This window comes from Corynebacterium sp. HMSC076D02 (assembly GCF_001813815.1).
GTDB classification, from domain to species: Bacteria; Actinomycetota; Actinomycetes; order Mycobacteriales; family Mycobacteriaceae; genus Corynebacterium; species Corynebacterium simulans.
This window is the reverse complement of sequence record NZ_KV814082.1, coordinates 180,837-207,824: the sequence shown is the minus strand read 5'-3', so window position 1 is coordinate 207,824 and position 26,988 is coordinate 180,837. Positions and strand designations below refer to the sequence as shown.

Annotated in this window: 29 protein-coding genes; 21 read left to right on the top strand and 8 right to left on the bottom strand. The window is 61.0% G+C overall.

Going from position 1 to position 26,988, the window contains the following annotated elements; translation table 11 throughout:
- Window positions 1-124 precede the first annotated feature (124 nt).
- From dapB to HMPREF2935_RS11550, 8 genes are all read left to right on the top strand, one after another.
- A complete protein-coding gene (gene dapB, locus HMPREF2935_RS11580) occupies window positions 125-871 on the top strand; it encodes a 4-hydroxy-tetrahydrodipicolinate reductase (protein WP_070733300.1) in 747 nt (248 codons plus the stop codon).
- 33 nt (window positions 872-904) lie between these two features.
- Complete coding sequence (gene thyX / locus HMPREF2935_RS11575) at window positions 905-1,654, top strand: FAD-dependent thymidylate synthase (RefSeq protein WP_062044100.1); 750 nt, start codon at window positions 905-907, stop codon at window positions 1,652-1,654.
- 90 nt (window positions 1,655-1,744) lie between these two features.
- Window positions 1,745-2,653, top strand: coding sequence for a 4-hydroxy-tetrahydrodipicolinate synthase (dapA, locus tag HMPREF2935_RS11570; RefSeq protein ID WP_070456459.1), 909 nt, complete (start codon window positions 1,745-1,747; stop codon window positions 2,651-2,653).
- Between the two features lie 2 nt (window positions 2,654-2,655).
- Window positions 2,656-4,761, top strand: coding sequence for a ribonuclease J (locus HMPREF2935_RS11565; protein ID WP_083313238.1), 2,106 nt, complete (start codon window positions 2,656-2,658; stop codon window positions 4,759-4,761).
- Between the two features lie 80 nt (window positions 4,762-4,841).
- A complete protein-coding gene (locus HMPREF2935_RS13875) occupies window positions 4,842-5,183 on the top strand; it encodes a maleylpyruvate isomerase family mycothiol-dependent enzyme (protein ID WP_371326246.1) in 342 nt (113 codons plus the stop codon).
- Window positions 5,162-5,467 (top strand): maleylpyruvate isomerase mycothiol-dependent enzyme family protein, encoded by a 306-nt coding sequence (locus HMPREF2935_RS13870; protein ID WP_371326245.1) that lies wholly within the window; start codon window positions 5,162-5,164, stop codon window positions 5,465-5,467. Before HMPREF2935_RS13875 ends, HMPREF2935_RS13870 begins: the two co-directional genes overlap by 22 nt.
- A 133-nt stretch (window positions 5,468-5,600) precedes the next feature.
- A complete protein-coding gene (locus HMPREF2935_RS11555) occupies window positions 5,601-9,020 on the top strand; it encodes an FtsK/SpoIIIE family DNA translocase (protein ID WP_083313237.1) in 3,420 nt (1,139 codons plus the stop codon).
- A gap of 219 nt (window positions 9,021-9,239) precedes the next feature.
- Complete coding sequence (locus tag HMPREF2935_RS11550; RefSeq protein ID WP_070733298.1) at window positions 9,240-10,358, top strand: TerC family protein; 1,119 nt, start codon at window positions 9,240-9,242, stop codon at window positions 10,356-10,358.
- A gap of 3 nt (window positions 10,359-10,361) precedes the next feature.
- Here the strand turns inward: HMPREF2935_RS11550 and HMPREF2935_RS11545 are convergent, their stop codons facing one another.
- Entirely contained in the window at window positions 10,362-10,655 is a 294-nt protein-coding gene (locus tag HMPREF2935_RS11545; protein ID WP_062038595.1) for a YciI family protein, read from the bottom strand.
- Between the two features lie 67 nt (window positions 10,656-10,722).
- On the opposite strand from HMPREF2935_RS11545, the gene pgsA reads away from it, so the two are divergent.
- The 4 genes from pgsA (at window position 10,723) to HMPREF2935_RS11525 (ending at window position 13,179) form a co-directional block, all read left to right on the top strand.
- Complete coding sequence (gene pgsA, locus HMPREF2935_RS11540) at window positions 10,723-11,304, top strand: CDP-diacylglycerol--glycerol-3-phosphate 3-phosphatidyltransferase (protein ID WP_070733296.1); 582 nt, start codon at window positions 10,723-10,725, stop codon at window positions 11,302-11,304.
- The gene (locus HMPREF2935_RS11535) at window positions 11,304-11,777 is read left to right on the top strand and encodes a CinA family protein (RefSeq protein ID WP_070733293.1); all 474 of its coding nucleotides are present in this window, start codon (window positions 11,304-11,306) and stop codon (window positions 11,775-11,777) included. Before pgsA ends, HMPREF2935_RS11535 begins: the two co-directional genes overlap by 1 nt.
- 44 nt (window positions 11,778-11,821) lie before the next feature.
- Window positions 11,822-12,181 carry a helix-turn-helix domain-containing protein gene (locus HMPREF2935_RS11530; RefSeq protein WP_061923073.1) on the top strand — a complete coding sequence of 120 codons (360 nt, stop codon included), beginning with the start codon at window positions 11,822-11,824 and terminating at the stop codon, window positions 12,179-12,181.
- Between the two features lie 134 nt (window positions 12,182-12,315).
- Window positions 12,316-13,179, top strand: a complete 864-nt coding sequence (locus HMPREF2935_RS11525; protein WP_061923070.1) for a PspA/IM30 family protein — start codon at window positions 12,316-12,318, stop codon at window positions 13,177-13,179.
- Window positions 13,180-13,253: 74 nt separating this feature from the next.
- On the opposite strand, the gene HMPREF2935_RS11520 is transcribed toward HMPREF2935_RS11525, so the two are convergent.
- Genes HMPREF2935_RS11520 through HMPREF2935_RS11510 form a run of 3 tightly spaced genes read right to left on the bottom strand, consistent with a single transcriptional unit; the run spans window position 13,254 to window position 15,149 of the window.
- Entirely contained in the window at window positions 13,254-13,868 is a 615-nt protein-coding gene (locus HMPREF2935_RS11520; RefSeq protein WP_070733291.1) for an energy-coupling factor transporter transmembrane component T family protein, read from the bottom strand.
- A 15-nt stretch (window positions 13,869-13,883) separates the two neighbouring features.
- Entirely contained in the window at window positions 13,884-14,576 is a 693-nt protein-coding gene (locus HMPREF2935_RS11515; protein ID WP_062038604.1) for an energy-coupling factor ABC transporter ATP-binding protein, read from the bottom strand.
- Window positions 14,577-15,149, bottom strand: coding sequence for a biotin transporter BioY (locus tag HMPREF2935_RS11510; protein ID WP_070733289.1), 573 nt, complete (start codon window positions 15,147-15,149; stop codon window positions 14,577-14,579).
- A gap of 117 nt (window positions 15,150-15,266) precedes the next feature.
- On the opposite strand from HMPREF2935_RS11510, the gene HMPREF2935_RS11505 reads away from it, so the two are divergent.
- The 5 genes from HMPREF2935_RS11505 (at window position 15,267) to HMPREF2935_RS11485 (ending at window position 19,590) form a co-directional block, all read left to right on the top strand.
- Window positions 15,267-15,482, top strand: coding sequence for a DUF3046 domain-containing protein (locus HMPREF2935_RS11505; RefSeq protein WP_070456476.1), 216 nt, complete (start codon window positions 15,267-15,269; stop codon window positions 15,480-15,482).
- Between the two features lie 210 nt (window positions 15,483-15,692).
- Window positions 15,693-16,826, top strand: coding sequence for a recombinase RecA (gene recA / locus HMPREF2935_RS11500; protein ID WP_061923051.1), 1,134 nt, complete (start codon window positions 15,693-15,695; stop codon window positions 16,824-16,826).
- On the top strand, window positions 16,827-17,423 hold the full coding sequence (gene recX, locus HMPREF2935_RS11495; RefSeq protein ID WP_061923048.1) for a recombination regulator RecX: 597 nt from the start codon (window positions 16,827-16,829) through the stop codon (window positions 17,421-17,423).
- 41 nt (window positions 17,424-17,464) lie between these two features.
- On the top strand, window positions 17,465-18,985 hold the full coding sequence (miaB, locus tag HMPREF2935_RS11490) for a tRNA (N6-isopentenyl adenosine(37)-C2)-methylthiotransferase MiaB (RefSeq protein ID WP_082785861.1): 1,521 nt from the start codon (window positions 17,465-17,467) through the stop codon (window positions 18,983-18,985).
- 11 nt (window positions 18,986-18,996) lie between these two features.
- Window positions 18,997-19,590 (top strand): Rv2732c family membrane protein, encoded by a 594-nt coding sequence (locus HMPREF2935_RS11485; RefSeq protein WP_070733287.1) that lies wholly within the window; start codon window positions 18,997-18,999, stop codon window positions 19,588-19,590.
- 9 nt (window positions 19,591-19,599) lie between these two features.
- Here HMPREF2935_RS11485 and HMPREF2935_RS11480 read toward each other — a convergent pair whose 3' ends face one another.
- Both HMPREF2935_RS11480 and HMPREF2935_RS11475 read right to left on the bottom strand, forming a co-directional pair.
- Window positions 19,600-20,700 (bottom strand): GNAT family N-acetyltransferase, encoded by a 1,101-nt coding sequence (locus HMPREF2935_RS11480; RefSeq protein ID WP_246815632.1) that lies wholly within the window; start codon window positions 20,698-20,700, stop codon window positions 19,600-19,602.
- Window positions 20,690-21,997 carry a DUF349 domain-containing protein gene (locus tag HMPREF2935_RS11475; protein WP_061923043.1) on the bottom strand — a complete coding sequence of 436 codons (1,308 nt, stop codon included), beginning with the start codon at window positions 21,995-21,997 and terminating at the stop codon, window positions 20,690-20,692. Before HMPREF2935_RS11475 ends, HMPREF2935_RS11480 begins: the two co-directional genes overlap by 11 nt.
- A gap of 96 nt (window positions 21,998-22,093) precedes the next feature.
- Between HMPREF2935_RS11475 and HMPREF2935_RS11470 the strand changes: the two genes are divergently transcribed.
- From HMPREF2935_RS11470 to dapF, 3 genes are read left to right on the top strand one after another with little or no spacing between them, the layout of a single operon-like run.
- Window positions 22,094-22,699: a hypothetical protein gene (locus tag HMPREF2935_RS11470; RefSeq protein ID WP_062044145.1), complete on the top strand. Its 606-nt coding sequence runs from the start codon at window positions 22,094-22,096 to the stop codon at window positions 22,697-22,699.
- On the top strand, window positions 22,693-23,595 hold the full coding sequence (gene miaA / locus HMPREF2935_RS11465) for a tRNA (adenosine(37)-N6)-dimethylallyltransferase MiaA (protein ID WP_062044147.1): 903 nt from the start codon (window positions 22,693-22,695) through the stop codon (window positions 23,593-23,595). Before HMPREF2935_RS11470 ends, miaA begins: the two co-directional genes overlap by 7 nt.
- Entirely contained in the window at window positions 23,592-24,422 is an 831-nt protein-coding gene (gene dapF / locus HMPREF2935_RS11460; RefSeq protein ID WP_070733284.1) for a diaminopimelate epimerase, read from the top strand. The genes miaA and dapF overlap by 4 nt, the downstream gene beginning before the upstream one ends.
- Here dapF and HMPREF2935_RS11455 read toward each other — a convergent pair.
- Window positions 24,419-24,934, bottom strand: a complete 516-nt coding sequence (locus tag HMPREF2935_RS11455) for a hypothetical protein (RefSeq protein ID WP_070733282.1) — start codon at window positions 24,932-24,934, stop codon at window positions 24,419-24,421. The genes dapF and HMPREF2935_RS11455 overlap by 4 nt on opposite strands.
- Before the next feature lie 22 nt (window positions 24,935-24,956).
- Window positions 24,957-25,733: a hypothetical protein gene (locus tag HMPREF2935_RS11450; RefSeq protein WP_062044150.1), complete on the bottom strand. Its 777-nt coding sequence runs from the start codon at window positions 25,731-25,733 to the stop codon at window positions 24,957-24,959.
- A gap of 79 nt (window positions 25,734-25,812) precedes the next feature.
- Between HMPREF2935_RS11450 and hflX the strand changes: the two genes are divergently transcribed.
- Window positions 25,813-26,988: GTPase HflX (hflX, locus tag HMPREF2935_RS11445; RefSeq protein WP_083313236.1), on the top strand; the 1,176-nt coding region annotated here is incomplete at its 3' end.

The window sequence follows — 26,988 nt, the reverse complement described above, 5'->3', positions numbered from 1 at the left end:
GCGCGTTAGACTGGTCGGCGTTGGGGCAGGCAATAAAGCCTGCGCTAGATGTAGCGTGCTTATACGTATTTAAATTTAGATTGAACATCGAACATTGAATATTGAACAGGGCAAAGGAGCATTTATGGCTATCAAAGTTGGCGTTTTGGGTGCGAAGGGCCGCGTGGGTCAGGCGATTGTAGAAGGCGTTAATGCGGCAGATGACCTCGAGCTGGTCGCTGAGGTTGACCGCGATACCGACCTGCAGGTGCTGGTGGATAGCCACGCCGAGGTTATCGTTGACTTCACCCAGCCATCTTCGGTGATGGCAAACCTTGAGTTCTGCATTGGCAACGGCATTCACTGCGTCGTGGGCACCACCGGTTTCGACGCAGACCGCCTGGCACAGGTCGAGGAGTGGACCAAGCAAGATGGCGCAGGCAACGTCCTGATTGCACCAAACTTTGCCATCTCCGCCGTGCTGACCATGGTTTTCGCAGCACAGGCTGCGAAGTATTTCGAGACCGCCGAGGTTGTGGAGTACCACCACCCAACCAAGCTGGATGCGCCTTCTGGCACCGCCATCCACACCGCGCAGGGCATTGCGGCCGCCCGCAAGGAAGCAGGCCTAGGTCAGATGCCGGACGCTACCGAGCAAGCTCTCGAAGGCGCACGCGGCGCCGACGTCGACGGTGTCCCAGTCCACGCCGTGCGTACCCGCGGCATGGTTGCCCACGAGGAGGTCATCTTTGGCGCCCAGGGGCAGTCCTTGACCATCCGCCAGGATTCCTATGATCGTTCTTCCTTCACCCCGGGCGTGCTGGTTGGCGTTCGCCAGATTGCAGAGCACCCAGGGCTGACCGTGGGTCTTGAGAAGTACTTGGGCCTATAAGTCGGACTATCAGGGAGACATAAGGCACTAGATATGGCACGCATTAGCGAACTGGACGTCCAGCTCATCGCGGCAACGCAGTTCCACCCGCCGCAGGGCATCGAGTGGGAGAGGGAACAGGCAGCCTCCGATGGCGAGGCTCTCGTCGAATTTGCCGGCCGGGCTTGCTACGAGTCCTTCGATAAGCCGAACCCGCGCACCGCGACAAACTCGGCCTACCTGCGCCACATTCTGGAGGTCGGCCACGACGCATTGCTGGAGCACGCCACGGCTACGTTGTATATCCGCGGCCTGTCGCGCTCTGCCAGTCATGAGCTGGTGCGCCACCGCCACTTTTCCTTCTCCCAGCTCTCGCAGCGCTATGTCCACCCGGAGGAAACTCAGGTGGTGCTGCCCAAGCTCATTGCTGAAGACGAGCAGCTGACGCGGCTTACTATGCAGGCCGTTGATGAAACTCGCTTTGTCTATAACGAGCTGCTCAGCGCGCTGGAGAGCAAGTTAGAAGATGAGCCCAACGCACTGCTGCGCAAGAAGCAGGCTCGGCAGGCGGCACGTGCGGTGTTGCCCAATCTCACGGAAAGCCGCATCGTGGTTACCGGAAACTACCGCGCTTGGCGTCACTTCATCGGCGCGCGTGCCACAGAGCAGGCGGATACCGAGATGCGCGAGTTAGCTATTGCCTGCCTAAAGCTGTTGCGGGAGCAGTCGCCGGTGGTATTCGATGACTTCCACATCACCCAGCTTGCCGACGGCACCGAAATGGCAGCGAGCCCATACGCCTAGCTCAAGTCCGTGGCGGTGGACATAGCTTGTTCCGCCACGCGACCACCCCGATGAACAAAATTTCGCGGGAAGCGGGTAATCTTGACGGCTATGAGCACAGGTATGACAGCAAAGACAGGCGTAGAAACCTTCGGACGCGTCGGAGTAGCCATGGTCACCCCGTTTGACGGGGATGGCAAACTTGATGTCGCCGCGGGACGCCGGCTGGCAGCTCACCTCGTTGACAACGGTATCGACTCTTTGATTCTGGGCGGTACCACCGGTGAATCGCCGACGACAACGCTGGATGAAAAGCTAACGCTGCTCAAGGCCGTCAAGGAAGAAGTAGGGGACCGCGCAAAGATCTGCGCCGGCGCAGGCACCAACAACACCGCCACCTCGATTGAGATGGCAAAGGCTTCCGCAGAAGCGGGAGCAGACAGCCTGCTCGTCGTGACCCCTTACTACTCCAAGCCTTCGCAGGAAGGCGTGTATGCGCACTTCGCAGCGATTGCTCAGGCAACCGATACCCCAATTTGTCTCTATGACATTCCTGGCCGCTCGGGCATTCCGATTGCGACGGATACCATCCGTCGCCTCGCGGAATTGCCGACCATTCAGGCCATCAAGGACGCCAAAGGCAACCTTGGTGCAGCCGCCCCACTTATTCAGGAGACCGGCCTCGCCTGGTACTCCGGCGATGACCCGCTAAACCTGCCGTGGCTTTCCTTGGGCGCATCTGGCGTCATATCCGTGGTTGGCCATGCAGCACCGCGCGGTCTCGCAGATCTTCTGGATGCCTTCGAAGAAGGCGATCTTGCACGCGCAAGGGAGATCAACGCACAAACTTTGACCCCGCTCATCCAAGCTCAAGCACGCTTGGGAGGAGCAACACTCGCAAAGGCTGCCCTGCGCCTGCAGGGCATCGAAGTCGGCGATCCTCGTCTGCCTGTTGTCGCAGCAAGCGAGCAGGAGATTGAGGAACTTCGCCGTGATATGGAAAAGGCTGGAGTCCTTTAAGAATGACTGAACCCCGTAACCGTTCCCGCAAGGTTACCCGCAAGGCGGGCCCACCAGCGGAAACCGAGTCCGCCTCCAACGAGGCGGCTTCGCCGGTTTTTCAGGCACCGAGCAACTCGGAGCCAAAACAGGAATCCGGCGACAAGAAGTCCAATAACAACGGCAATTCCGAGAACTCGAACGGCGGCAACCGCCGCTCGCGTTCCCGTGGCTCCCGCGGTGGTCGCGGTCGCGGCCGCGGCGGCAACAACGCCGAGAACAACGGAAATAACAACAACGGCAATAACGGCAATAACAATGGTGGCCGTGGCAACCGCAACAACAACCGCGGTCGCCGCAACGTTCCGAAGTCCATGCAGGGCGCGGATCTGACCAAGCGCCTGCCGCAGCCGCCGAAGCAGCCGAAGGATGCCCTGCGCATTTACGCTCTGGGCGGTATTTCTGAGATCGGTCGTAACATGACCGTCTTTGAGCACCAGGACGAGCTGCTCATCATTGACTGTGGCGTGCTCTTCCCGTCCTCCGGGGAGCCGGGCGTGGACCTTATCTTGCCGGACTTTGGCCCGATCGAAAAGAAGATCGACAAGGTCAAGGCGGTCGTGGTTACCCACGCTCACGAGGACCACATTGGTGCTATCCCGTGGCTTCTCAAGCTGCGCCCGGATATCCCAATCGTGGCATCGCGCTTTACCATCGCCCTGATTGCGGCGAAGTGTAAGGAGCACCGCCAGAAGCCGAAGTTCGTTGAGGTCAACGAGAAGTCCGACGTGAACTACGGTCCGTTCCGTCTGCGCTTCTGGGCAGTTAATCACTCCGTTCCGGATGCACTGGGCATCATGCTGGGCACCCCGGCTGGCAACATCATCCACACTGGTGACATCAAGCTGGACCAGACCCCGCTGGATAACCGTCCGACCGACCTTCCGGCGCTGTCTCGCTACGGCGACGAGGGCGTCGACCTCATGCTCTGCGATTCCACCAACGCGAACATCCCAGGCGTTTCCGCATCTGAGGGCGATATCCCGGCTACCTTCCGCCGCTTGGTCTCCAATGCCAAGCAGCGCGTCATCATTGCGTCCTTCGCCTCGAACGTCTACCGCGTGCAGGCGGCTATCGACGCCGCCGTTTACGCTGGCCGCAAGGTCGCGTTCAACGGCCGTTCCATGATGCGCAACATGGAAATCGCCGAGAAGATGGGCTTCCTTAAGGTTCCGCGCGGCACTATCGTCCCGATCGATGAGGCTGCCAAGATGGCACCGCACAAGGTCCTTCTGATTACCACCGGTACCCAGGGCGAGCCGATGGCGGCACTGTCGCGCATGGCGCGTCGCGAGCACCGCCAGATCACCGTTCGCGATGGCGATCTGATCATCTTCTCTTCCTCCCTGATTCCGGGTAACGAAGAGGCCGTCTACGGTGTGATGAACATGCTCTCCCAGATTGGTGCCGAGGTTGTCACCAACAAGGAGGCTAAGGTTCACGCTTCCGGCCACGGCTACGGCGGCGAGCTTTTGTTCCTCTACAACGCTGCACGTCCGAAGAACGCTATGCCGGTCCACGGCGAGTGGCGCCATTTGCGTGCGAACAAGGAACTGGCTGTCTCTACTGGCGTCGACCGCGACCGCGTGGTTCTCGCCCAAAACGGCGTCGTTGTAGACCTGCGCAAGGGTCGTGCCGAGGTCGTTGGCCAGATCACGGTGGGCAACCTCTACGTCGATGGTGTTTCCATGGGTGACGTCGATGCCGATACCTTGGCAGACCGCACCAACCTCGGTGCTGGCGGCGTTGTCTCCATCACTTGTGTCATCGACAACCGCACCTCGCGTCTGCTCGAAAAGCCAGCGGTTTCCACCACGGGCTTCTCCGACGACGACCGTGGAATCGTGCCAGAGGTTGCCGAGATCGTGGAAAACACCATGAACGATCTCGCTGCCGAAGGCGAGAACGACACCTACCGCATGGTCCAGAAGGTCCGCCGCAAGGTCACCAAGCTCATGGATTCCAAGTACAAGCGTGAGCCGGTCATCTTGCCGACCATCATTCCGACCAACTCTGGTCCGTTGCTTGCAGACGACGATGAGGTAGAGGCTTCCCGCGAGTCCCTTTAAAAACCTTTAGGCTTGGCAGCGCGTATCGAGCCGCCTTGTTCGTCTGACGGCGTGTGCCCCAGCAGTCTATGCTGGGGCACATGTCGTTTTCTTCTGCTGAGCGCGCCAAGCTGGTGACGCTATTTCATAAGCTCGGACCAGACGCTCCCACCCTCTGCCAGGGCTGGAGCACCCGCGATCTAGCTGCCCACCTGTGGGTGCGTGAGAACCGTCCCGACGCTGCGGCGGGCATGCTGGTCCCACAGCTTGCCGGCCGTCTCGACGCCGCGATGGAGCAGGCGGCTGCCCGCGACTTCACCGAGCTCGTCGATGACTGGGGAGGGGAGCCGGACGCGCCAACCCAATGCGTCTTGTTGACTCCAAGGTCAATCTCACCGAGCACTTTGTCCACCACGAGGACGTGCGCCGCGCCAATGGCATGAATGAGCAACGCGAGTTCTCCGCGGTGGTTTTGGGCGAGCTGCATAAGGCTCTGAAAATGCTCGCGCCACGCATGCTGAAAAAGTCTTCCAAGCCGGTCGTGTTGTATCCGGAGAACTTTGGCCGGATCGTCGTCGCGGACGATAGGAAGGTTGCCGATCGCGGCGATGACGTCGTCCGCGTGATGGGGCCCGTTCCAGAGCTCGTGCTGTGGGTCTTTGGCCGCGATGCTTGCTCGCTGAAAATTGAGGGCGACGTAAGCGCCGTCGTTAGGTCAACTCTCTAGACTAGATATAGCCACGTACGTCTTGCGGGTAGCCCTGCAGGCCCGCAGACGCATCATTAACTAAGGAAAATACTTCCTCGAAACCCGTGTGGCGTATGTGATTAGTGGGGTGTGGGCTACTAGAGTGGCTGGCATGTCTGTCAAAAACGCACCGTCACGCGCCTCGCATCGCGGCCGCTCCGGCAAGGGGGCGGCCCGTCCTGCGAATCGATCGCGCCCCTCGGGGCGGTCTGGAGCGGCCAAGTCCACGTCGCGGAATGCGGCAGAGAATCTGACGCTTACTTCCGCCAACCGCGCTGCTGATCCCTCTTATGAGCGGACCGGCAGCGCATTTCGTGCTGTCGGGCGTGGCCTAAGTGCCGCATTCGGTGCCACCGCGCGTGGCATGGGCGATATGACGCGCGGCGTTAGCCGCGGTTTTGGCAATCTGCGTCCGAGTGACGGCGGGGCAGAAGGCTATGAAGAATTCGCATACGACGATGCAAGGGAGCCAGAGGAAATTTCTACTCGCGGCAAACAAAAGAAAAACAAGGTGACCCGCGCAAAGGCCACAGAAGATCGCGCAGCGCGCGAGCATGAGCTCGATGAGCATTCGCCAACTGCTCCTGATGCAATCGCGCGCGAAGAGCGCACCATCCAGATTTCCAACCCAGATGCCGTTGCCTTAACACTCATCGGCGTAGCCATCGTCTTGGCATGCGCGGTTTGGTTCGACATCGTTGGCGTTATCGGCGCCTATCTCACCGACGCCGTGCGCTATGTCATCGGCGCGGGCGCTTACGTCTTGCCGGTCGCCTTGATCGCGCTCGCCATGGTGCTGATGATGGGAGTTTCCGGCGTAGCTGGTCGTCTGCAGCCCCGCGTAATGGGCGGCATCGGCCTCATTGTTGTCTCGATGCTGGGCCTAATTCACATCTTCGCCGGTCTGCCCAAGCTTTCCTGGCACGATAACGCGGCTGGCGACGCCGGCGGTGCCATCGGCTTTGCCGTAGGCCAGCTTTTGGAGGCAGCATTTTCCGCCTACGTCGCCGTGCCGCTGCTGATCCTGCTCATCATCTACGGCGCTTTGAACGTCACGGGCATCACCTTGCGACAGGCCTTCGACTACCTCTCTGCGCTCTTCAACGACCTGATGGCGGGCCTGCGCGAGAAGAAGGCCGAGCGTTATGACGACTATGACGAGGACATCGTCGACGATGCCTATGGCCACGTCGACGATGACATCGAAGACATTGCCGAAGGCCGCGAGCGCACCCCGCGTGATAAGCGCCAGCATTCGCAGCCACGTCGCGTGCGGCGCCAGGCCCCACGCCGCTTGGCGACGCCGATGGATAACTACCCGGCAGATAACCAATCGGTCAACCAGCCCACCGTGTCCTTCGATTCCGCGAACGCCAAGCCGGCTGCCCAAGAACAAGAGCAAGCATTGCTTGACGAGGCCGGCCAGCCCACCGAAGTCTTTTCTAACGCCGCGCCGGTCCAGCACGGCCGCCCAGACTTCGCTGGCTCCCGCAACATCGAGGACACCGACGAGTTCCCGGCCGTGCGTGATGAAGAGCAGACCACCGTTTTGCCTTCTGCACCGCAGCGTCAAGAATCTGCACAGCCGACTCAGCAGCCAGTCCAGCAGTCGGCCCAGCAGCCGGCCGCAGAACCTGCGGCTCAGCCTGTAGCCAAGAAGGCGTCGCCAAGCGCTGCCGGTGCCGCCGCTGCCGGCGCTGCTGGTGCCGCCGCTGCCGGCGCTGCTGGTGCCGCCGCTGCCGGCGCTGCTGGTGCGGCCGCAATGGACGCTGCTTCCGACGTTGTTTCTTCCGCACACGCGGAGGCAGTGCGCCTGTTCCAGCAGCGCTCCGGCCGCGATGCGGCGACGGGCAAGTCCGTGGAGGCCCCTGCAGCGCAGCAACCGGCCGCCGCACAGGTTGGCGCGATGGGCAACGAGTCCGACTACGACCTGCCTACCACCGCATTGTTGACCGCGGGCAAGCCCACCAAGGCCCGCACCGAGGCCAACGACCGCATCATCGAGGCGATTACCGATGTCTTCGAGGAGTTCAAGGTCAATGCTCAGGTCACCGGCTTTAGCCGTGGCCCGACAGTCACCCGCTACGAAATCGAGCTGGGACCAGGCGTGAAGGTCTCCAAGATTACGAACCTGCAGTCCAACCTGGCCTATGCCGTGGCGACGGACAACCTGCGCCTGCTGACCCCAATCCCGGGCAAGTCTGCGGTGGGTATCGAGGTTCCGAATGCGGACCGTGAGATGGTGCGCCTGCGTGACGTTCTGGATTCCCCGGCCATATCCAGTGATGAGGACCCGATGCTCATCGGCCTGGGCAAAGACATCGAGGGCGAGTACTCGTCCTATTCCGTGCAGAAGATGCCGCACCTGCTTGTCGCCGGTGCCACCGGTTCCGGTAAGTCGGCCTTCGTTAACTCGATGCTGGTTTCCCTCCTGACGCGCGCGACCCCGGAGCAGGTCCGCCTCATCCTTGTTGACCCGAAGATGGTGGAGCTGACTCCTTACGAGGGCATCCCGCACCTTATTACGCCTATTATCACCCAGCCGAAGAAGGCGGCGGCGGCCCTGCAGTGGCTCGTCGAGGAGATGGAGCAGCGCTACATGGACATGAAGGCTGCCCGCGTGCGCAAGATCGAGGACTATAACCGCAAGGTCATCTCTGGCGAGCACCAGGCGCCGCTCGGCTCCGAGCGCGAGATGCGCCCGTACCCGTACATCGTCTGCGTCGTGGACGAGTTGGCCGACCTTATGATGACCGCGCCGAAGGAAATCGAGGAATCCATCGTGCGCATCACCCAGAAGGCGCGTGCGGCCGGCATCCACTTGGTGCTCGCAACCCAGCGACCTTCCGTGGACGTGGTCACCGGTCTTATCAAGACCAACGTTCCTTCCCGCTTGGCATTTGCCACCTCGTCCCTTACGGACTCCCGCGTCATTTTGGACCAAGGCGGTGCAGAAAAGCTCATCGGCATGGGCGACGGTCTCTTCATTCCGCAGGGCGGCCGTCCGGTGCGTATGCAGGGCGCTTTCGTCTCCGACGAAGAGGTACAAGCGGTTGTCGACGCCGCGAAGGCCCAAGGCCAGCCCAACTACACCGAGGGCGTTACCGAGGAAAAGAAGTCCGAGGCCAAGAAGGAAATCGACGACGATATCGGCAAGGACATGGACGATCTGCTCGAGGCAGTCGAGCTGGTTGTCACCTCCCAGCTGGGGTCGACCTCAATGCTCCAGCGCAAGCTGCGCATCGGTTTCGCCAAGGCGGGCCGCCTGATGGATCTCATGGAATCCCGCGGCGTCGTGGGCCCATCCGAGGGCTCCAAGGCCCGTGAGGTGCTGGTCAAGCCGGAAGAACTCGACACCATCATCTGGATGATCAAGGGCGCCGACCCAGCAGAGGCGCCGAAGGAAATCCAGGACGAGATGGCGCAGGCTGAATCGGCGGAAGATTCTTCCGCCGACGATGCCTCCGCCCCAAGTGGCGAGGACACGCGCACTGTCCAAGCGACGTATAACCCGTCCTCCGGCGCCTTCTAGGCAATAAGTTTCTCGCCCCACCGCAGCCATTGCGGTGGGGTATTAACTTTTGTGTAAGATAGTACAAGTCTTGGAGGGGAGTACCCCGTTCCACAGCGATGATCGTCAACACGGCAACTCCGCAGGGAAATGAGTTCCCGGTCTCGCTGGCTCGCAGTAGACGAGTTGGGGGAGACCTCCGGTCAAATCTTTTCTTACTCGACCGGAGGATATTTATATATGCATGTCCCTTTGTGGATTTGGATACTAACCATCGCCGTCATCCTCGGCTTTTTCATCTTTGACTTCTTGAGCCACGTGCGTTCGCCGCACGAGCCCTCCATGAAGGAATCCGGCTTCTGGACCTTGTTCTACATGGGCATGGCCGTCATCTTTGGTGGTATCGTCTGGGTGCTGTGGGATCACGAGCACGCCATTCAGTTCTACACAGGCTGGGTGACTGAGCAAGCCTTGAGCGTGGACAACCTCTTCGTGTTCGCGCTGATTATGGGTTCGTTCAAGATTCCTCGCCGCTTCCAGCAGAAGGTGCTGCTCATCGGCATCGTGTTGGCGCTGCTATTCCGCCTCATCTTCATCATGCTGGGCGCGGCAATCATCCAGGCCTGGTCTGACGTGTTTTACCTCTTCGCCATCTTCCTCATCTACACCGCGGTCAAGCTCATCGTGGACGAGGTCACCGATGCCGAAGAGACTGACCCGAATGACATGCTGATCATCAAGTGGCTGCGCAAGGTCATCCACGTCACCCCGCGCTACCACGGTGACAAGCTGACCCACCGCGAGGAGTCCGGGTCAAAGAAGGGCAAGCTGGCATTGACGCCTTTGTTCGTGGCACTGGTCGCCATCGGGCTTATCGACGTCATGTTCGCATTCGACTCCATCCCAGCCATCTACGGCATTACTTCGGAGCCGTTCCTGGTCTTTAGCACCAACGCCTTCGCGCTGATGGGCCTGCGTCAGATGTTCTTCTTCATCGATGGCCTGCTCGAGCGCTTGGTTTACCTGCCTTATGGCTTGGGTATCATCCTGGGCTTCATCGGCGTGAAGCTGCTCTTCCACGCGCTGCATGAGAACAACCTGTCGTTTATCAACGGCGGTGAAAACGTGGAGGCTATCCCGGAGATTCCGACCTTGGTCTCCCTGCTCGTCATCGTCGGCGTGCTGGGGCTTACCGTCGCGGCTTCTGTCCTTAAGAACAAGCGCGACGAAGCGCAGGGCGGCATCACCGTGTCCCACAACCACTATGACTGGGACGAAGAGGGCAACAAGATCGTCCGCACCAAGTCGGGCGAGTTCGTCGGTAAGGCAGCCGATCTTCCGGAGACCGAACTGCCCTAACCTTTAAGCAAAAGAGTTAATCACCGGGTTCCATTCGCGGAATGCGCGCGCGGTAACAGCGCCGCAGACAAAGAATGGATCTTGGTCCATAATTTTGATGGCTTCGGCAACCTCGGTGGCCTCATCGGCAAATTGTAAAACGATGAGCGCACCGCCCTTGGAATCAGTAAAGGGGCCGGAGCCTAAAATGATGCCTTTTTCATTTAGGCCACCGATGAATTCGCGGTGTGCTGGGCGGTTTTCCGCGATGGCTGGATTTTGTGGGTTGTATTCGTAGCTGACTGCGAAGTATTTCATGAACTTATCCTAAAGAGATGGGAGAGTTTGCCGCAGCGGGTTTAATAGGACAGGTAGGATTAGACACGTGAATCACTCTAGGGCTCGGCAGAAAACGGCGGCGGCGTCGGATGTAAATCCCCACGTTTCCAACTGGAATCTACCCAATATCCTGACGAGCTTGCGCATCTTGTTTATCCCCGTATTCGTCTGGTTGGTGCTGGCCGGCCACGACTGGTGGGCGTTTGGTGTATTCGCCGCGTTAATGATTACGGACAAACTCGATGGCGACATCGCCCGTTCCCGTGGCCTCATCACCGACTTCGGCAAAATCGCCGACCCTATCGCAGACAAAGCCTTAATGACTGCGGCCTTCGTCTGCCTCAACATCATCGGCGCTTTGCCGGTATGGGTTACCGTGGTCATTCTTGTCCGCGAATTCGGCATCACCTTCTGGCGCATGGCTCTTCTGCGCCAGGGCAAGGTCGTCCCGGCGTCTAAAGGTGGCAAGCTCAAGACCGTCCTGCAGTCCCTTGCCGTGGCGATGTACCTGTGCCCGCTGCCGAGCTGGATGGACATTCCTTCCTTCGTGGTCATGCTCATCGCCGTCGTGGTCACTGTGGTCACGGGCGTGCAGTACCTCATCGACGGTAGGAAGCAGAACTCCTGATGTCTGCGCCTGCGCTTGTCGATGCCCTGCGCAACCGCCACCAGACCGTATCCTTCTGCGAGTCCTTGACTGCGGGCCTAGCGGCGGCCACGCTCGCTGCGGTGCCGGGGGCGTCGGCAGTCTTGCGCGGTGGATTAGTAACTTATGCCACTGAGGTGAAGTCTCACTTCTTGTCGGTTCCGGTAGAGGAGTTGGAAGCCCAGGGAGTGGTCTCAGCCGAAACCGCGCAGGCGATGGCCGAGGCTGCGGTGCGTGAGACCGGCGCGGACTGGGGGCTATCGCTGACAGGCGTGGCAGGACCTGACCCGCAAGAGGGCAAATCCGCGGGAACGGTCTTCGTGGGCATCGTTGGCCCCGGGGTTCCTGCCCGTGGCATACAACTGCAGCAGCTATCGGGCAACCGTAACGCGATTCGTGAAGCCGCCGTGGAAGAGGTCTTGAGCCTGCTTCTATCAACTTTGAAAGAAAAATAGGATTTTCGGGAACAAAGCCGGCCGCAGCGCCGTTGTACAGATTGATGAACACTACTACTGCACTTCTTGAAAAGCCTTTCAACGCCTCGGCAGGTGCTGTTGAGGCTCCTAAACGCGCGCCGGAGCCGCTGCTGCGTGAGGCTCTGGGGCTGACCCTTCGCGCATTCCGCGCCGACAAGGGCGTGACCCTGCGCGAACTTGCTAGCGTCGCGCGTGTTTCCCCAGGCTACCTTTCGGAGCTCGAGCGCGGCCGCAAGGAAGTTTCCTCCGAGCTTTTGGCCTCCGTCTGCCACGCTCTAGAGGTCAGCGTTTCTGACGTCTTGATTGAGGCTGCAGGTTTCATGGCGCTGCCGTCCATGGACGAGGAACTGGCAACCACCGCACCTGCTGCTTCGGAGCTTTAAAACTCTCCGCGTCTCACAGTGAACTTTATGCCTTCGGGCACCACAGTGGAGCGCGGATTTCGTTAGTATTGGTGGGGTAACGAAACACTTTTAGTCACGCGTTAAACGCAACTTAGGAAGGCTTAAACACACTAATGGCGAATCCATTTTCCAAGGCATGGAAGTACCTGATGGCACTCTTCGATTCCAAGATCGAAGAAAACGCTGATCCCAAGGTACAGATCGAGCAGGCCATCGAGGACGCACAGCGCCAGCACCAGGAGCTTTCGCAGCAGGCAGCCGCTGTCATCGGTAACCAGCGTCAGCTGGAGATGCAGCTCAACCGCCGCCTGAATGAGATTGAGAAGCTGCAGGGCAATACCCGCCAGGCGCTGGAGCTTGCTGATAAGGCTCGCGCTGCAGGTGATAACACCAAGGCCACCGAGTACGAGAACGCCGCAGAGGCCTTCGCCGCGCAGCTGGTTACCGCAGAGCAGTCTGTGGAAGACACCAAGAAGCTTCACGATCAAGCCCTTCAGCAGGCAGAGCAGGCCAAGAAGGCCGTCGAGCGCAATGGCATGGCCCTGCGTGAAAAGGTCAACGAGCGTTCCAAGCTGCTTTCCCAGCTCGAGCAGGCGAAGATGCAGGAGAAGGTCTCCGAGTCTCTCAACTCCATGAACGAGATGACTGCTAACGGCAACACTCCGTCTTTGGATTCCGTCCGTGACAAGATTGAGCGCCGCTACACCAAGGCCCTGGGCCAGGCGGAGCTGGCGGAGAACTCCGTGGCTAACCGCATGCACGAGGTGGAGCAGGCAGGCGTGCAGCTGGCTGGCCACTCCCGTCTGGAGCAGATCCGTGCAGAGATGGGTTCCTCCAAGGCTGTTGAGGGCAACTCCCAGCAGGCAATCGAGGGCAACCGCACCGCTGGTTCTGCAGCGGACCAGGCGGCGCAGCCAAACGCCGCTGCTGATGACGCCGTCCAGGCCCGCCTGCGCGAACTGCGCGGCGAGCAGTAGCCTCTAGTTTTAAGAAGACCCTCGAGAACTTCTTTCGAGGGTCTTTGTGGATCTAGACGGTATCTAGTCTGTATCTAGTCGCCCACGCCGCGGGCTTGGAGTGCCTCGCCCATGGCTCGGGCGCGGCGTATCGAACGGATGACCACCGGAGTACCGAAAGCCAGCAGGGAAGTGCCCGCACCGCGGGCCTTGCGGGCGTCCATGACCTCTTGAACCGTGCCGAGCATCAGCGGCAGGAGGCGGATCGTAAGTGACATCGCCAGGCTGATGTTTTCCACCGGCAGCCCCAGCTTGCCAAGAGGCGCGAGCGCCTTCTCAAAAGACTCCATCATCTCCGAGACCTTAGTAGTCAGCGTGAGGAGCACTGCCGCGACGATGGCGGCATAAATGCTAAAGAAAGTAGTCACCGCCGTTTCAAGGTCTTGCTGCCACCATTGCAGCGCCGCCAGCGCTACGAGCAAATAGAGCGGGGGATAAAGCTGGTTCCAGGCCACGCGCGCAGGGATACGCGCGAGCGGGTAGACCGCAAGCGCGACTACCGCGCAACCCACGGCTACGGGAATGGTCTTTGCAAAAATCGTGGTGCTGATGATGAAAGCGATGAGCACCACAAATTTCACCCACGCCGGCAAGCGGTGGATGAAGGAATCGGCATCGACATAAAACCCAAGCGGAATATTCTGTGGCACGAATGTCTCCCTTTTCTACAGCGGGCGGGAGGCCATCAGGGAGCGATAGAACTCGATGACCTCAGCGGGCGCGCCGTCGGCAGCAATGCGGTGCTCATCGATGCAAATGACTCGGTCGAAATCGTGGATGAAATCCAAGTCGTGCGTGACCACGATAAGCTGCTGCTCCAGGCGCGCAAACTCGCGGCGGATGCGGTCGCGGTTGCGCAGGTCCAAAAGAGTGGTGGGTTCGTCGGCGATGATAAGCACCGGCTCCATCACGAGGACCGCGGCCAAAGCCAGCAGCTGCTTTTGCCCGCCAGAAAGCGTATGCGGCGACTGGTCTGCCAGCTCGCGTAGCCCAAAGCGCTCCAGCGCAGCATCCACGCGCGCGTTCCGCTCGGCCTTGCTGAGCTTTAGCCGACGCAGCGAAAAGGCGACGTCGTCACGCACGTTCGGCATCACAATTTGGTTCTCCGCATCGGAGAATACAAAACCGACCTTGCGGCGGATTTCTTTTCCGTGGCGGGCGACATCCGCGCCGTCGACAAGCACGGTGCCCGAGGTGGGCTCGCCTAGGCCATTGATGAGGCGGGTGAGCGTGGATTTACCGCCGCCGTTCGCGCCGATGATGGCAATGCGCTGCTCAGAAAGCGTGAGGTTTATATCGCTTAAAACCTCTTCCTCGTCGAAAGCGACGCTGACGTTCTGGAACTCGATGGTGGACATTTATGCCTTCTTGGGCTTGCGTCCCATCAGATCCGGAAACGCCGCGTGCACGCCAATCGCGATAGCGACCATGACCGCCAGCTTTAGAGCGTCAGGGCCTAGGAAAGGAATCTGCGCGAGTGCGGCCTCGCCCCAGCCCATGCCCGCGCGCAAGGCCATGCCGATGGTGCCGCAGGTGTATTGCACGAGCAAGCTGACGATGCCCGCGAGCGCAATGACGATGCACATGCCGGCCTTGTTGCGCGGGGCGCGGTAAGCAATCGCGCCGCCGATGGCAGGGGAGATGACATAGCCCGCGATGTAGCCCACAGTAGGCCCGGCCAGTGCGCTCAAAACGCTGCGGCCGCCAGCCAGGATCGGTAGGCCAACGAGACCTAGAACGATGAAAATTAGGCCTACGTAGAAGCCACGGCGCCCGCCCAAAATCAGGCCAGCAAGGGTGATGACGGCGTTCTGCAAAACGATCGGAACGCCGGAGACCGGGCTGGGGATCGAAACGAACGCGAAGACAATAATGAGAGCAGTAAAGACGGCAACGTAAGCGATGTCGCCCGCGACAGAGTTCTTCTTCATGTTGGGCAGATTACACGCCTAGCATTGCGGCTGGGAAACTCGCCTTTTGAACGGCGTTCAGGCGGGTGTGTTGAGCAGGGACTGGGGCTTGGAAGTTCGGCCTGTAGGATAGCGGGCATGCGATTGACGGAGTATCACCAACTGATAGTCGATGAATTCGGTGAATCCGAAGGCAAGTGGATAAGCCACTCCCACGTGCTGGCTAAATACGGTGAAACCGCCGACGAGCTCATCGAACGCGGGGTAGACCCAGGCGAGGTGTGGGAAGGCCTGTGTGATGATTTTGATGTTCCGGAAAACCGCCGCCTGGGCGTGGACTATCCCACGCTTTAGTTGTTCGAACGCATTCGAAGACTTGTGAGTTAAAAACTGGTCGGACACGCGGGGTTTGTATTTTAGTTTCGAACACTTGTGTGTAAGGTGGTTTGGGGTGTCGGGCGTCGGCGCTAGCTTAGCTTTTGCTGCGGAACCGCAGGTGCGGTTGGGCAGTCTAAATCAATGAGCCTGTGGGATGCGCAGGTAAATCAACGTTAGGAATTAAAAATGGCAACGAAGAAGAAGTCCACCGCTGCGGCGGGCAAGGGAGATGACCGCCAGAAGGCGCTCGACGCCGCGATGGCGATGATTGAGAAGGATTTTGGTAAGGGTGCTGTCATGCGCCTTGGCGACGACGAGCGTCCCCCAATCCGCGCGATTTCCTCCGGCAACACCGCCATCGACATCGCACTGGGCATCGGCGGATTCCCGCGCGGGCGCATCGTGGAGATTTACGGCCCAGAATCCTCGGGTAAGACCACCGTTGCGCTGCACGCGATTGCGTCTGCGCAGAAGGAAGGTGGCATCGCTGCGTTTATCGACGCCGAGCACGCCCTCGACCCTGAGTACGCTCGCCTTTTGGGCGTGGATACGGATAACCTGCTGGTTTCTCAGCCGGATACCGGTGAGCAGGCGCTGGAAATCGCCGACATGCTCGTGCGTTCCGGCGCTATCGACATCATCGTTATCGACTCCGTCGCGGCCCTTACCCCGAAGGCGGAAATCGAAGGCGAGATGGGTGATTCCCACGTCGGCCTGCAGGCCCGCCTGATGTCCCAGGCGCTGCGCAAGATGACCGGCGCGCTGTACAACTCCGGCACCACCGCCATCTTCATTAACCAGCTGCGCGAGAAGATCGGCGTCATGTTCGGCTCCCCGGAGACCACCACCGGTGGTAAGGCGCTGAAGTTCTACGCTTCCGTGCGCTGCGATATCCGCCGCATCCAGACGCTTAAGGATGGCCAGGATGCGATTGGTAACCGCACCAAGATCAAGATTGTGAAGAACAAGGTTTCCCCGCCTTTCAAGATCGCCGAGTTCGACATCATGTATGGCGAGGGTATTTCGCGTGAGTCCTCCATCATCGACCTTGGCGTGGAGCATGGCTTTATCAAGAAGTCCGGTTCCTGGTTTACTTACGAGGGTGACCAGCTGGGGCAGGGTAAAGAGAAGGCCCGTAACTTCCTGAAGGAAAATAAGGACCTGGCTGATGAGATCGAGAAGAAGATCTTCACCAAGCTGGGCATCGGCGCCGCGGCCGCGACGGGGGAGGAAGTCCACATGGACGTGCCCGGTGCGGACGATTCCTTGACGGATGACGCCGTCGATTTGGTTCCGAACGTCGACTTCGACGACGACTAAATGTCAAAGCCCGCCCCAGAAAAGCTCGAAAAGCTTCGCCAGGCGCTTGCCGAATATGAATCCGGCGCCGCTGGAGGCGGGCTTTTTGATGCCGAAGCAGAAGAAGCCAAAGCCAAGGTGCGCTCGCGCGCGCTGTTGTTGCTGGATCAGCGCGCGCGTTCGCGCAAGGAATTAGGCGACCGCCTCCTTGCCCTCGAATTCGACGCTGAGGTGGTGGAGATGGTCCTCGATGACCTAACGCACGTGGGTCTGCTTGACGACGCCACCTTTGCCAAAGAGTGGGTGCGCCAGCGCCATGCCCGCAGGGGTAAATCCGCGCGCGTGCTAGACCGCGAGCTGCAGGAAAAGGGCGTGTCCCAAGCCCTGCGGAGTGAGGCCTTGGAGCAGGTGACGGAGGAATCTGAGGAGTCCATTGCCCAGGCCTTGGCGGTAAAGAAGGCGCGTTCTGTGAAAACGGTGCCGGAGGATAGGGCAGAGCGTGATAAGTACTTGCGCCGCATCGTAGGCGTGCTGGCGCGGCGCGGTTTCAACCAAGGCATGTCCATGCGGATTGCCATTGCGGCGCTGGATGCGCGCATCGCGGAGCTGGAATCCTAGGGTTTATGAGTTGGCTGCTTTGGCCGATAGAATGACCCGACGTGAGTAATCCCCAGACTGAGGCGCCCCGCACCTACGAAGTGCGTACTTTTGGCTGCCAGATGAACGTGCACGATTCCGAGCGTATCTCCGGCTTGCTGGAGGAGGCAGGCTACTGCGCAGTCGACTCCGGCGACGAGCCCGACCTCATCGTCTTTAATACCTGCGCGGTGCGTGAGAACGCAGATAAGCGCCTATACGGCACCCTGGGCGCATTGAAGAAGACCAAGGAGAACCACCCCGGCATGCAGATTGCCGTGGGCGGCTGCTTGGCGCAAAAGGACAAAGACACCGTCCTCGATAACGCGCCGTGGGTCGATGCGGTCTTTGGTACCCACAACATGGGTGCCCTTCCTACGCTGCTCGAACGCGCGCGCCACAATGACGAGGCCCAGGTGGAAATCGTTGATTCCCTTGAGGCTTTCCCTTCCGTGCTCCCTGCAAAGCGCGAGTCTGCCTACGCCGGTTGGGTCTCGGTCTCGGTGGGCTGCAACAACACCTGTACTTTCTGCATCGTTCCTTCCCTGCGCGGTAAGGAAGAGGACCGCCGCCCAGGCGACATCCTGGCCGAGGTCAAGGCGCTGGTAGACCAAGGCGTCTCCGAGGTCACCCTGCTGGGCCAAAACGTCAACGCTTATGGCGTGAACTTTGCAGACCCTGACCTGCCGCGCGATAAGTTCGCGTTCTCGAAGCTGCTGCGCGAGGTGGGAAAGATCGAGGGCTTGGAGCGTCTGCGCTTTACCTCGCCGCACCCGGCAGAATTTACTTCCGACGTCATCGACGCCATGGCCGAGACCCCAGCCGTGTGCCCGCAGCTGCACATGCCGCTGCAGTCTGGCTCTGACCGCATCTTGAAGGAGATGCGCCGGTCTTATCGTTCGAAGAAGTTCCTCGCCATCCTGGATGAAGTCCGCGAGAAGATGCCGCATGCGGCCATCACCACCGACATCATCGTCGGCTTCCCAGGCGAGACCGAAGAGGACTTCGAGGCCACCATGGAAGTGGTAAAGCGCGCCCGTTTTGCCTCCGCTTTTACCTTCCAGTATTCGCCGCGCCCGGGTACCCCGGCGGCGGAGATGGAAAAGCAGGTCCCGAAGCACATCGTGCAGGAGCGCTTCGAGCGCCTCGTCGCGCTGCAAGACTCCATCCAGGCCGAGGAGAATGCGAAGCTGGTTGGCACCGACGTCGAGCTGCTGGTGCAGGCCGAGGGCGGCCGCAAGGCTGACAAGACTCACCGCCTGACCGGCCGTTCCCGCGATGGCCGCCTCGTGCACTTTGCGCCTATCGACGCCGCCGGCACTTCCATCAGCGCAGATATCCGCCCAGGCGACGTCGTGCATACCACCGTTACCGATTCCGGTTCCTTCTTCCTCGTGGCTGACTCCGGCGTTACCGAGCATCGCCGCACTAAGGCCGGCGACATGTCCGCAGCGGGGCAGACCCCAACCACCGCGCCTATCGGCGTAGGTTTGGGGCTACCGCAGGTTGGCGCCCCCGCCACCCAAGATTCCTGCGGCTGCTAAAGGAGTATTTCATGAGCAATCAGTACGACACCGCCCACGCCGCCGAGCGCGCTGCCGCCCAGAAGATGGAACTGGGAGGCTACAAAACCGCGCTCATCGTAGCGATTGTCGTGTGGGTGGCGTACCTGGTTCTGCCTTATGCCGGCTCCGCCCACGGCTGGGAGGTTCTTGGTCTGGGCAGCACGAGTGTGAAGATTTCCATCATGGAGAACATCTCGGGGTGGTGTGCTCTGCTGGGCATCGGCGTGCTGACCAGCCTCACCGTCATCACCCGCCGCTTAAACTTCGGTCTTGCTGCATGGATGCTGGTGGCAATCTCGCTGTTTCTTAACCTCTGGGGCTTCTGGTACCGCGGCTCGACCGCCGATGGCGCCTCCATCGGCATGTGGGTCGGCGTGCTCGCTAGCCTGATTGCATTCTTGGCGTACTGCCGCGTGGCCTTTAGGCGCAGCCCTGAGCAGATTGCAGCGGCCGAAAAGGCACGCGCCGCAGCCAGCTCCCTCGATCAAGTCGGTGTCCTGCAGACGGAAGCGGCGACCACACTTCCTCCGGAGGAGAATCCACTGCTTATCGACGACCGGCGCCGCCGAGCACACAAGCGTTAAGCCCCGAATTTAACTCCGGAGATGCAGCTCCCAGGCTGAGGACGTGGAAATAACCTTCGCGCCTAGGTGCTTATAGATGCGGTTCATCGCCGGGTCCGCATCCGCGACCGAGCAATATGCCCGGCGCGCGTCCGGCCACCAGTGTGCGACCTCGTGCAGTGCATGCAGTTTCGCAGCCGTGGCCAGTCCGCGTCGACGCCTATCGCGGGCGGTGACCGTCAGCGTCCACTCACAGACCTCCGGGTCCGCATCCGCGTGCCGGGAAAGCTCCGTCAGCGCCACGATACGCCCGGCTTCCTCGATCGCAACCAGAAGAGTATGCGAGCGCCGTGCCCGCAGCCTGCGATGCGCCTCCTCCAAACGCTGCGCGGTCCAATAAATAGGCTCGGTGCTCAAATCGCCGTAGACCGCATCCGTGGAGGCCACGGTCAAAAGCTCCAGGATGTCATCCAGATACTCAGCGGGGATGTCATAGTCGGCAAAGACGTGAAATTTACGCGAGGCCACCGGGAAAGGCCGCGCCGGCGTATCCGGAAACTCCACGAACATCTGGTGCTCGGCGTGCTTTTGTGCAAAGCCCCGCGCGATATACGGGCCCGAGAACGGGTCATAAGAGTAGTCCGCATCGGCAGGGTAGAGCATGCCTACCTGTGCGACGCTGCGGCCGAGCTTATGGGCCAGGTCGAGGGCGGCGTCGACAAGCTGCTCGGCTACCCCGTACGCTTCCGCGGACAGCTCCTCGCCGGGCATGGGCAGCAGGCCCGCCGCGAGAACGCACTCGATTTCCGCATTCTGTGTTTCTTCAAGAAGAGGCAGCGAGATATGGATGAAGCCGTCGAAATCCAACTCCGGGCTGGGCTCCACCGCGGAAATAGTGGGCAAGCCCAGCGCGCCCACCTCCAGTGGGGTAGGAGAAGTTAGCCCAAAGAGATAGGTCTGCGACTCGTTCGAGCCCTGCAGGCGCTGGACCACCCGCGAAGGCGCAGAAGATGCGGCTGGGTCACCGCTGGCCTCCTGCGCATACAGGTTCGCGTCGAAGACGAAGCTACGGACGCAATCTGCTGGCTCTCCGCGGCCGGGGACAATCTGGACGAGCAAATTATTTGTCATTTACAGCAGCTGCCGCTGCGTCCGCGAACTCCTGCCACTGCGCGGCCTGGGCGCGCAGGTCCTGCTCCTTCTTGGCGTTGCCCTTGGCAGCGGCGGCGTCGGCTTGCGCGTTTAGATCGTCGACCTTGGACTGGAACTGCGCCACGCGTGCCTGAGCTTCGGGGTCGGTACGACGCCACTCGGAATCCTCCGCGGCGGAAACGCGCTTTTCCAGGGCCTCAATCTTGGCCTCGTATTCACGGACCTGGTTGCGTGGGACGAACCCAATTTCCTCCCACTTTTCTTGCAGATCGCGCAGCTTCGCCTTAGCGGCCTCGATGGACTTGGAAGGATCGATCTGCGAGTCGTATTCCGCAATCAGGGCGTCCTTCGCCTGCGCGTTGGCGGCGAATTCCTTATCGCGCTCGTCGTTGACGGCGTTGCGAGCGGAGAAGAAGTGGTCCTGCGCAGCGCGGAACTGCGCCCACAGCTTGTCATCGGCCTCGCGCGGGGCGCGGCCGGCGGCTTTCCATTCGGTCATCAGGTCACGGTAGGCGCGCGCGGTGGCTGCCCAGTCGGTGGAATCCTGCAGCGCTACGGCGCGCTCGACGAGCTCTTCCTTGCGCTTGCGGGCCGCCGCGCGGTTGCGGTCTAGCTCCGCGAAGTGCGCTCCACGACGCCTATTAAAGGAGTCGCGTGCTCGCGAGTAGCGCTTCCAGAGGGCGTCGTCAGTCTTGCGGTCGATTCCGCGAATCTGCTTCCACTCCTCGAGGATGGCGCGGATGCGATCTCCCGCGGCCTTCCACTCGGTGGAGTTCGCTGCGATGTCCTCGGCCTCTGCCGCGAGCTTCTCCTTGGCCGCGATGCCTTCCGTGCGGCGGCGCGCTTTATCGGCCTGCGCCTGCTCGCCGGCGCTTACGGAGTGCTCGATGACAGCGCCCAAACGCTTGTCCAAGGCCGCAATATCGCCGATAACGGCAGCGGTAGGCAAAGACTCCCGCAGCTCCGCGGCGGTGGCCTTGATGGTTTCCGCCTCGCCCGGGTGCGCCTTCAAACGTGTTTCCAGCAGCTCAATCTCGGTGGAAAGGTCATCGTAGCGGGCACCATAGTGCGCCAAGCCCTCAGCCGGGGTGCCGGCTTTCCACTCGCCAATCTTGCGCTCGCCTTCGGGAGCATTGACGAAGACGGAACCGTCTTCCTCCACGCGGCCCCATTTGGCCGGATCATTCTTTGCGACCTTAGCCGCCGGCTGTGCGCCCGGGCGAGGGCCTGGACGAGCACCCTTCTTGGGCATTGCACCTGGGGTTGGGATAGACATGGTTGAAACCGCCTTTATGAAAGTCGCGCCGCGCGTCACGGCTGCCTAGAGTGTTCTCCCTAACAGTACCTTCTCCTGCATTAGGATGAGTGAGCAATGTTAAATCTTTTGATTATGCCTTCCTCGCCGGCCTTGGCGGAGGAATTATCTCCCGCAGATGCCCCTAGCCGCGCGCTATTAGGCGCAGCTCGGCAGCTGGTCCGCGAATACGCGTCGGCCAATGAGGAGCTGGTGTTAGACATCGTTGGCTCCAGGGATGCACGCTGGCATACGGCACATACAGGTTCCCTGCGCGCGTGGGGCGCCCCGAGCGTGCAGCTGGGCGAGGGCAATTACCTGCCGGAGCTTATGGCGCGCTACATGCTTGCAGGCGGTCCGGATTATCGCGTGGGTGAGGTCCGCGAGCACCTTGGCACCCCGCGCGCGGGCGTTCTCACCATCGTGTGCATAGACGGCAGTGCCGGGCTTACCCAACGCGCGCCGCTCGCGCTTATCGACGCCGCCCCTGCGGCCGCCCGGTGGTGCGAATCCCTGCTAGCGGGCGCGGACGAAAGCTGCGATGAAGAAAAGCTGCGTGCCGCCGGCGTCGAAGAGACTGCTCTGTGGGCAGAGCTCGCGGCGCTGCGGCCGGTAAAAGCGGAACTGCGCGCGGCGGATTCGACGCTGGGCGTTGGACGATACGTGGCGGGGTGGCAATGCTAAGACCAATCGCAGTCGTAGGGCCTACGGGTTCGGGTAAAAGTGACTTGGGCGTGCAGCTCGCGCATGAGCTAGACGGCGAGGTTGTCAACGTCGATTCCATGCAGCTCTACCGCGGCATGGACATCGGCACGGCGAAGCTCACGATGGAAGAACGCGAGGGCATCCCGCACCACCAGCTTGATGTCTGGGAGGTCACGGAGAAGGCCTCCGTCGCGCGCTATCAGGCAGACGCCATTGCCGACGTCGAGGCGATCATGGCTCGCGGCAAAACGCCCATCCTCGTGGGTGGCTCGATGCTCTATGTCCAAGCGCTCGTCGACGACTGGCAGTTTCCACCCACCGACCCTGCAGTTCGCGCGAAGTATGAGCAGCGGAGGGTGGAAATCGGCGTCGATAAGCTGCACGCGGAGCTTGCAGAAGTAGATCCGGCCGCGGCCGCCATCATCGAGGACAAGGACCCGCGGCGCACCGTCCGTGCGCTGGAGGTCATCGAGCTGACCGGCAAACCCTTCAAGGCCAGCCAGCCGCCGAAGGACGCGCCGCCGCGCTGGAACACGCTGCTGCTGGGCCTGCGCACGCAAGCAGATTGGCTCAACCCGCGCATCGAGCTGCGCAGCCGACGCATGTTCGAACGCGGGCTCGTAACGGAGGTCGAGCGCCTGCAAACACAAGGCCTCGTAGAAGACTCCACTGCCGGCCGCGCCATCGGCTACGCGCAGGTATTCCAAGCTCAGCGAGGAGAGCTGACCTGGGATGAAGCCATAGAGCGCACGATTACCGGAACGCGGCGCTACGTGCGCCGCCAACGATCCTGGTTTAACCGCGACAAGCGCATCAACTGGCTGGATGCGGCCGCCGATACGCGCGGGCAGGCGCTGCGTATTATTGAGGCATGAAATTTGCCAAGGGACACGGTACGGAAAACGATTTCGTCATTATCGAAGACCATGACGGCCAGCTAGAGCTTAGCCCCGAGCGTGTGCAGAGCCTGTGCGATCGCCGCGCCGGAATCGGCGGGGATGGCCTGCTGCGCGTGGTCCGCGCGGGCGCGCTGGGGGAGCCGCTCGCAGACGGCATCGCGGACGAGGATTGGTTCATGGACTACCGCAACGCCGATGGTTCCGTCGCCGAAATGTGTGGCAACGGCACTCGCGTCTTTGCCCACTGGGTGCGCTCCCGCGGCTTGGTGAAGGCCGATACCTTCACCGTCGGCACCCGTGCCGGTGCGAAAACGGTAACGGTGCATTCCTTCGATGAGTTCGAGGCGCAGGTTAGCGTGGACATGGGTGCTGCGCGGGTAACCGGAGTTTCCACCGCGTCGATGGCAGGCGAGAGCTTTGCGGGCCTCGGTGTCGACGTGGGCAATCCACACCTGGCAGCGGTCATCCCGGGGCTCTCGGCTGAGGGGCTGGCCGAGATGACCTTCGAGCAGCCGACTTTCGATGAGTCCTTCTTTCCCGAGGGAGTCAACGTTGAGGTGCTGACTCAGCTTGCTGAAGGCGCCGTTTCCATGCGTGTCTTTGAACGCGGCGTCGGAGAGACCCGCTCCTGCGGCACCGGCACCGTGGCGGCCGCATGCGCCGCGCTTGCCGACGCCGGCTACGGCACCGGCACCGTCAGCGTCCATGTTCCCGGCGGCACGGTGGAAGTGGAGATCTTTGACGAAGACTCGCGTCTTACCGGCCCTTCGCGCATCGTGGCAACTGGCGAGACCGCGCTTTAGTCTTTGTAGTGCGTGCCGAGGGAAAGGGCCGCGCGGCGGGCGGCGAGCCAGGTCTCGCGCAGCTCGGTGGCGCGGTCATCGGTAACCCTTAAGAGGGATTCCAGCTCGTCGGTTTCGATGTCTGTGCGGTATACGCGGATGTCCAAGCGGCTTAAAAATCGCTTGGCGCCGTTTAATTCGTAGCGGAAGGCCTCGATGGTGGAATCCGTGCAATCCAGATCCAGCAGCGCGGGGCGGTGCAAAGTGCGGTCTGCAATGGCATCGGTATTTTGCGAATTGCAGAAGGCGTCGAATTCAGCGATCACGTCGCGGATATCGTCCGCGGAAAGATCGATGGAGGTGCGCAGGGCGGCGTGCTCGGAGGCGTCGGGACGTGCAGAGGCGAAAAGCCATATGGCGCCTGCCACCAAGAGCGAAATGAAAAGGCCAGGCAGTTTCAGGGTCACGATGAGCGCAACGGCTGCCACCACAGCGAGGGTGACGGCGAGCACATGACGCCCTGTCGAGTCCATACCTGGCCCTTCTTCGTTTTACTTAGTGGCATCCGCCAGAACCGCAGGAGCAGCCGCCGTCGGAGCCGCAGCCGCCGGTGGGCATTTCGATTGAAGCTGTCAGCATACCAGTTCCAGCCAGAACTTCATCCTTGGCGGGAAGCTCGCCGAAGCTGGCCGGTAAGCAGAGGTCGAACGGGAAGACGCCGTCCATGACCAGGTGCATGAACTTTTCGCCGGTGAGTTGGTTTTCGCGCCACTCGGATTCCATCACGCGGGCGGCGAATCGGCAGCCCGGGGTAGGCGCCGCTGCGCCGGAACCCTGCGCGACAATCTCTGCGCCCTCAGACTCGAAGGCCGCCGGGTAAGTATCAAACTCCGCCTCGTAGTCTGCGGCGGAGGCATAGCGTTGCACGCCGAAGCCCATGACGCTAAGGCCTACCTGCTGCCACGGCTGGGTTTCTTCGTCTGCCAGCAGCGGACCCTGCGCGAGGTTAGCGGTGGCCTGTGCGAGAACGGTGCCGAATGGGTCCAGGATTTCCATGAAAGCCAGCACGTCGTTGACCATGGACACATGCGCAAAGCCCTGCGTCACGGAATCGAAACCGATGTAGGTGGCAAAAGGCTCGACCGCGAGGATATTGATCTGTGCACCGGACGGGTCCGCGAATTGGATGAGCTGACCGTCGCGGATCTCGCCGGTGACGGTGAGCTGGTTGGTGGAAATGGCTGCCTCAACGGCGTCTTGCCAACGCACAAAGTTCAGGCCAATTGCCTGCATCTCAGTATTGGCAGTGGAGGCGGGGGAAGTTTCGGTCATAGTGGCTATTGTATCTCCGCGGGCTTTAGCTACTAAAAATTGGGGTTTTAAGCCTGCGACGTGCAAGAATAAAAGCAACATGAACGAAAATCACGAAGAACTTCTCGCGCAGGCTTTTGGTGAGGAATTCCAGCCCACCACGGGCGACCTCGACCTAGCCGAGCGCAATGCCTTTCGCCGCGTTTCCACCACCATCCGCGCTGAGGACACCACCGACGGCTATGAGGTGGAGTACCGCAAGCTGCGCCTCGAGCAGGTCGTACTCGTGGGCGTATGGACCGAAGGCACCGTCGCCGAAGTGGAGGCCACCATGGCCGAGCTTGCCGCGCTGACCGAGACCGCCGGCGCCGAAGTCGTAGAAGCGATTTACCAAAAGCGCGAAAAGCCCGACCCTGGCACCTACATCGGCCGTGGCAAGGTCCAGGAACTCAAAGAAATCGTCGAAGCCACCGGCGCCGACACCGTCATCTGCGACGGCGAACTGCAGCCCGGCCAGCTTTCCGCCCTAGAGCGCGAGCTAAACACCAAGGTCATTGACCGCACCATGCTGATTCTGGATATCTTCGCCCAACACGCGAAGTCCAAAGAGGGCAAGGCGCAGGTCTCGCTTGCACAGCTGGAATACCTCTATACCCATACCCGCGGTTGGGGCGGCAACCTCTCGCGCCAGGCGGGTGGCCGCGCGGGCTCTAACGGCGGCGTCGGCTTGCGCGGCCCCGGCGAGACCAAGATTGAGTCCGACCGGCGCCGCATCCGCTCCGAGATGGCGCGCCTGCGTAAAGAGCTGCGCGGAATGAAAACCGCACGTGATATCAAACGCTCAAAGCGTCAGGCGTCGACAATCGCGCAAATTGCTATCGCCGGCTACACCAACGCGGGCAAATCTTCCCTCATCAACGCGATGACCGGCGCAGGCGTGCTGGTGGAAAACGCGCTTTTCGCCACCCTTGACCCAACCACCCGCCGCGCAGAGCTTGCCGACGGCCGCCAAGTCGTCTTCACCGACACCGTCGGCTTCGTGCGCCACCTGCCCACGCAGCTGGTGGAGGCCTTCAAGTCCACCCTCGAGGAAGTCTTGGCTGCCGATATCATGATGCACGTGGTCGATGGCTCCGACCCATTCCCGTTGAAACAGATCGAAGCTGTCAACAAGGTCATCTACGACATCGTGCAGGAAACAGGCGAGCAGGCGCCGCCGGAGATTATCGTCATCAACAAGATCGATAAGGCCGATCCGCTTGTGCTTGCTGAGATT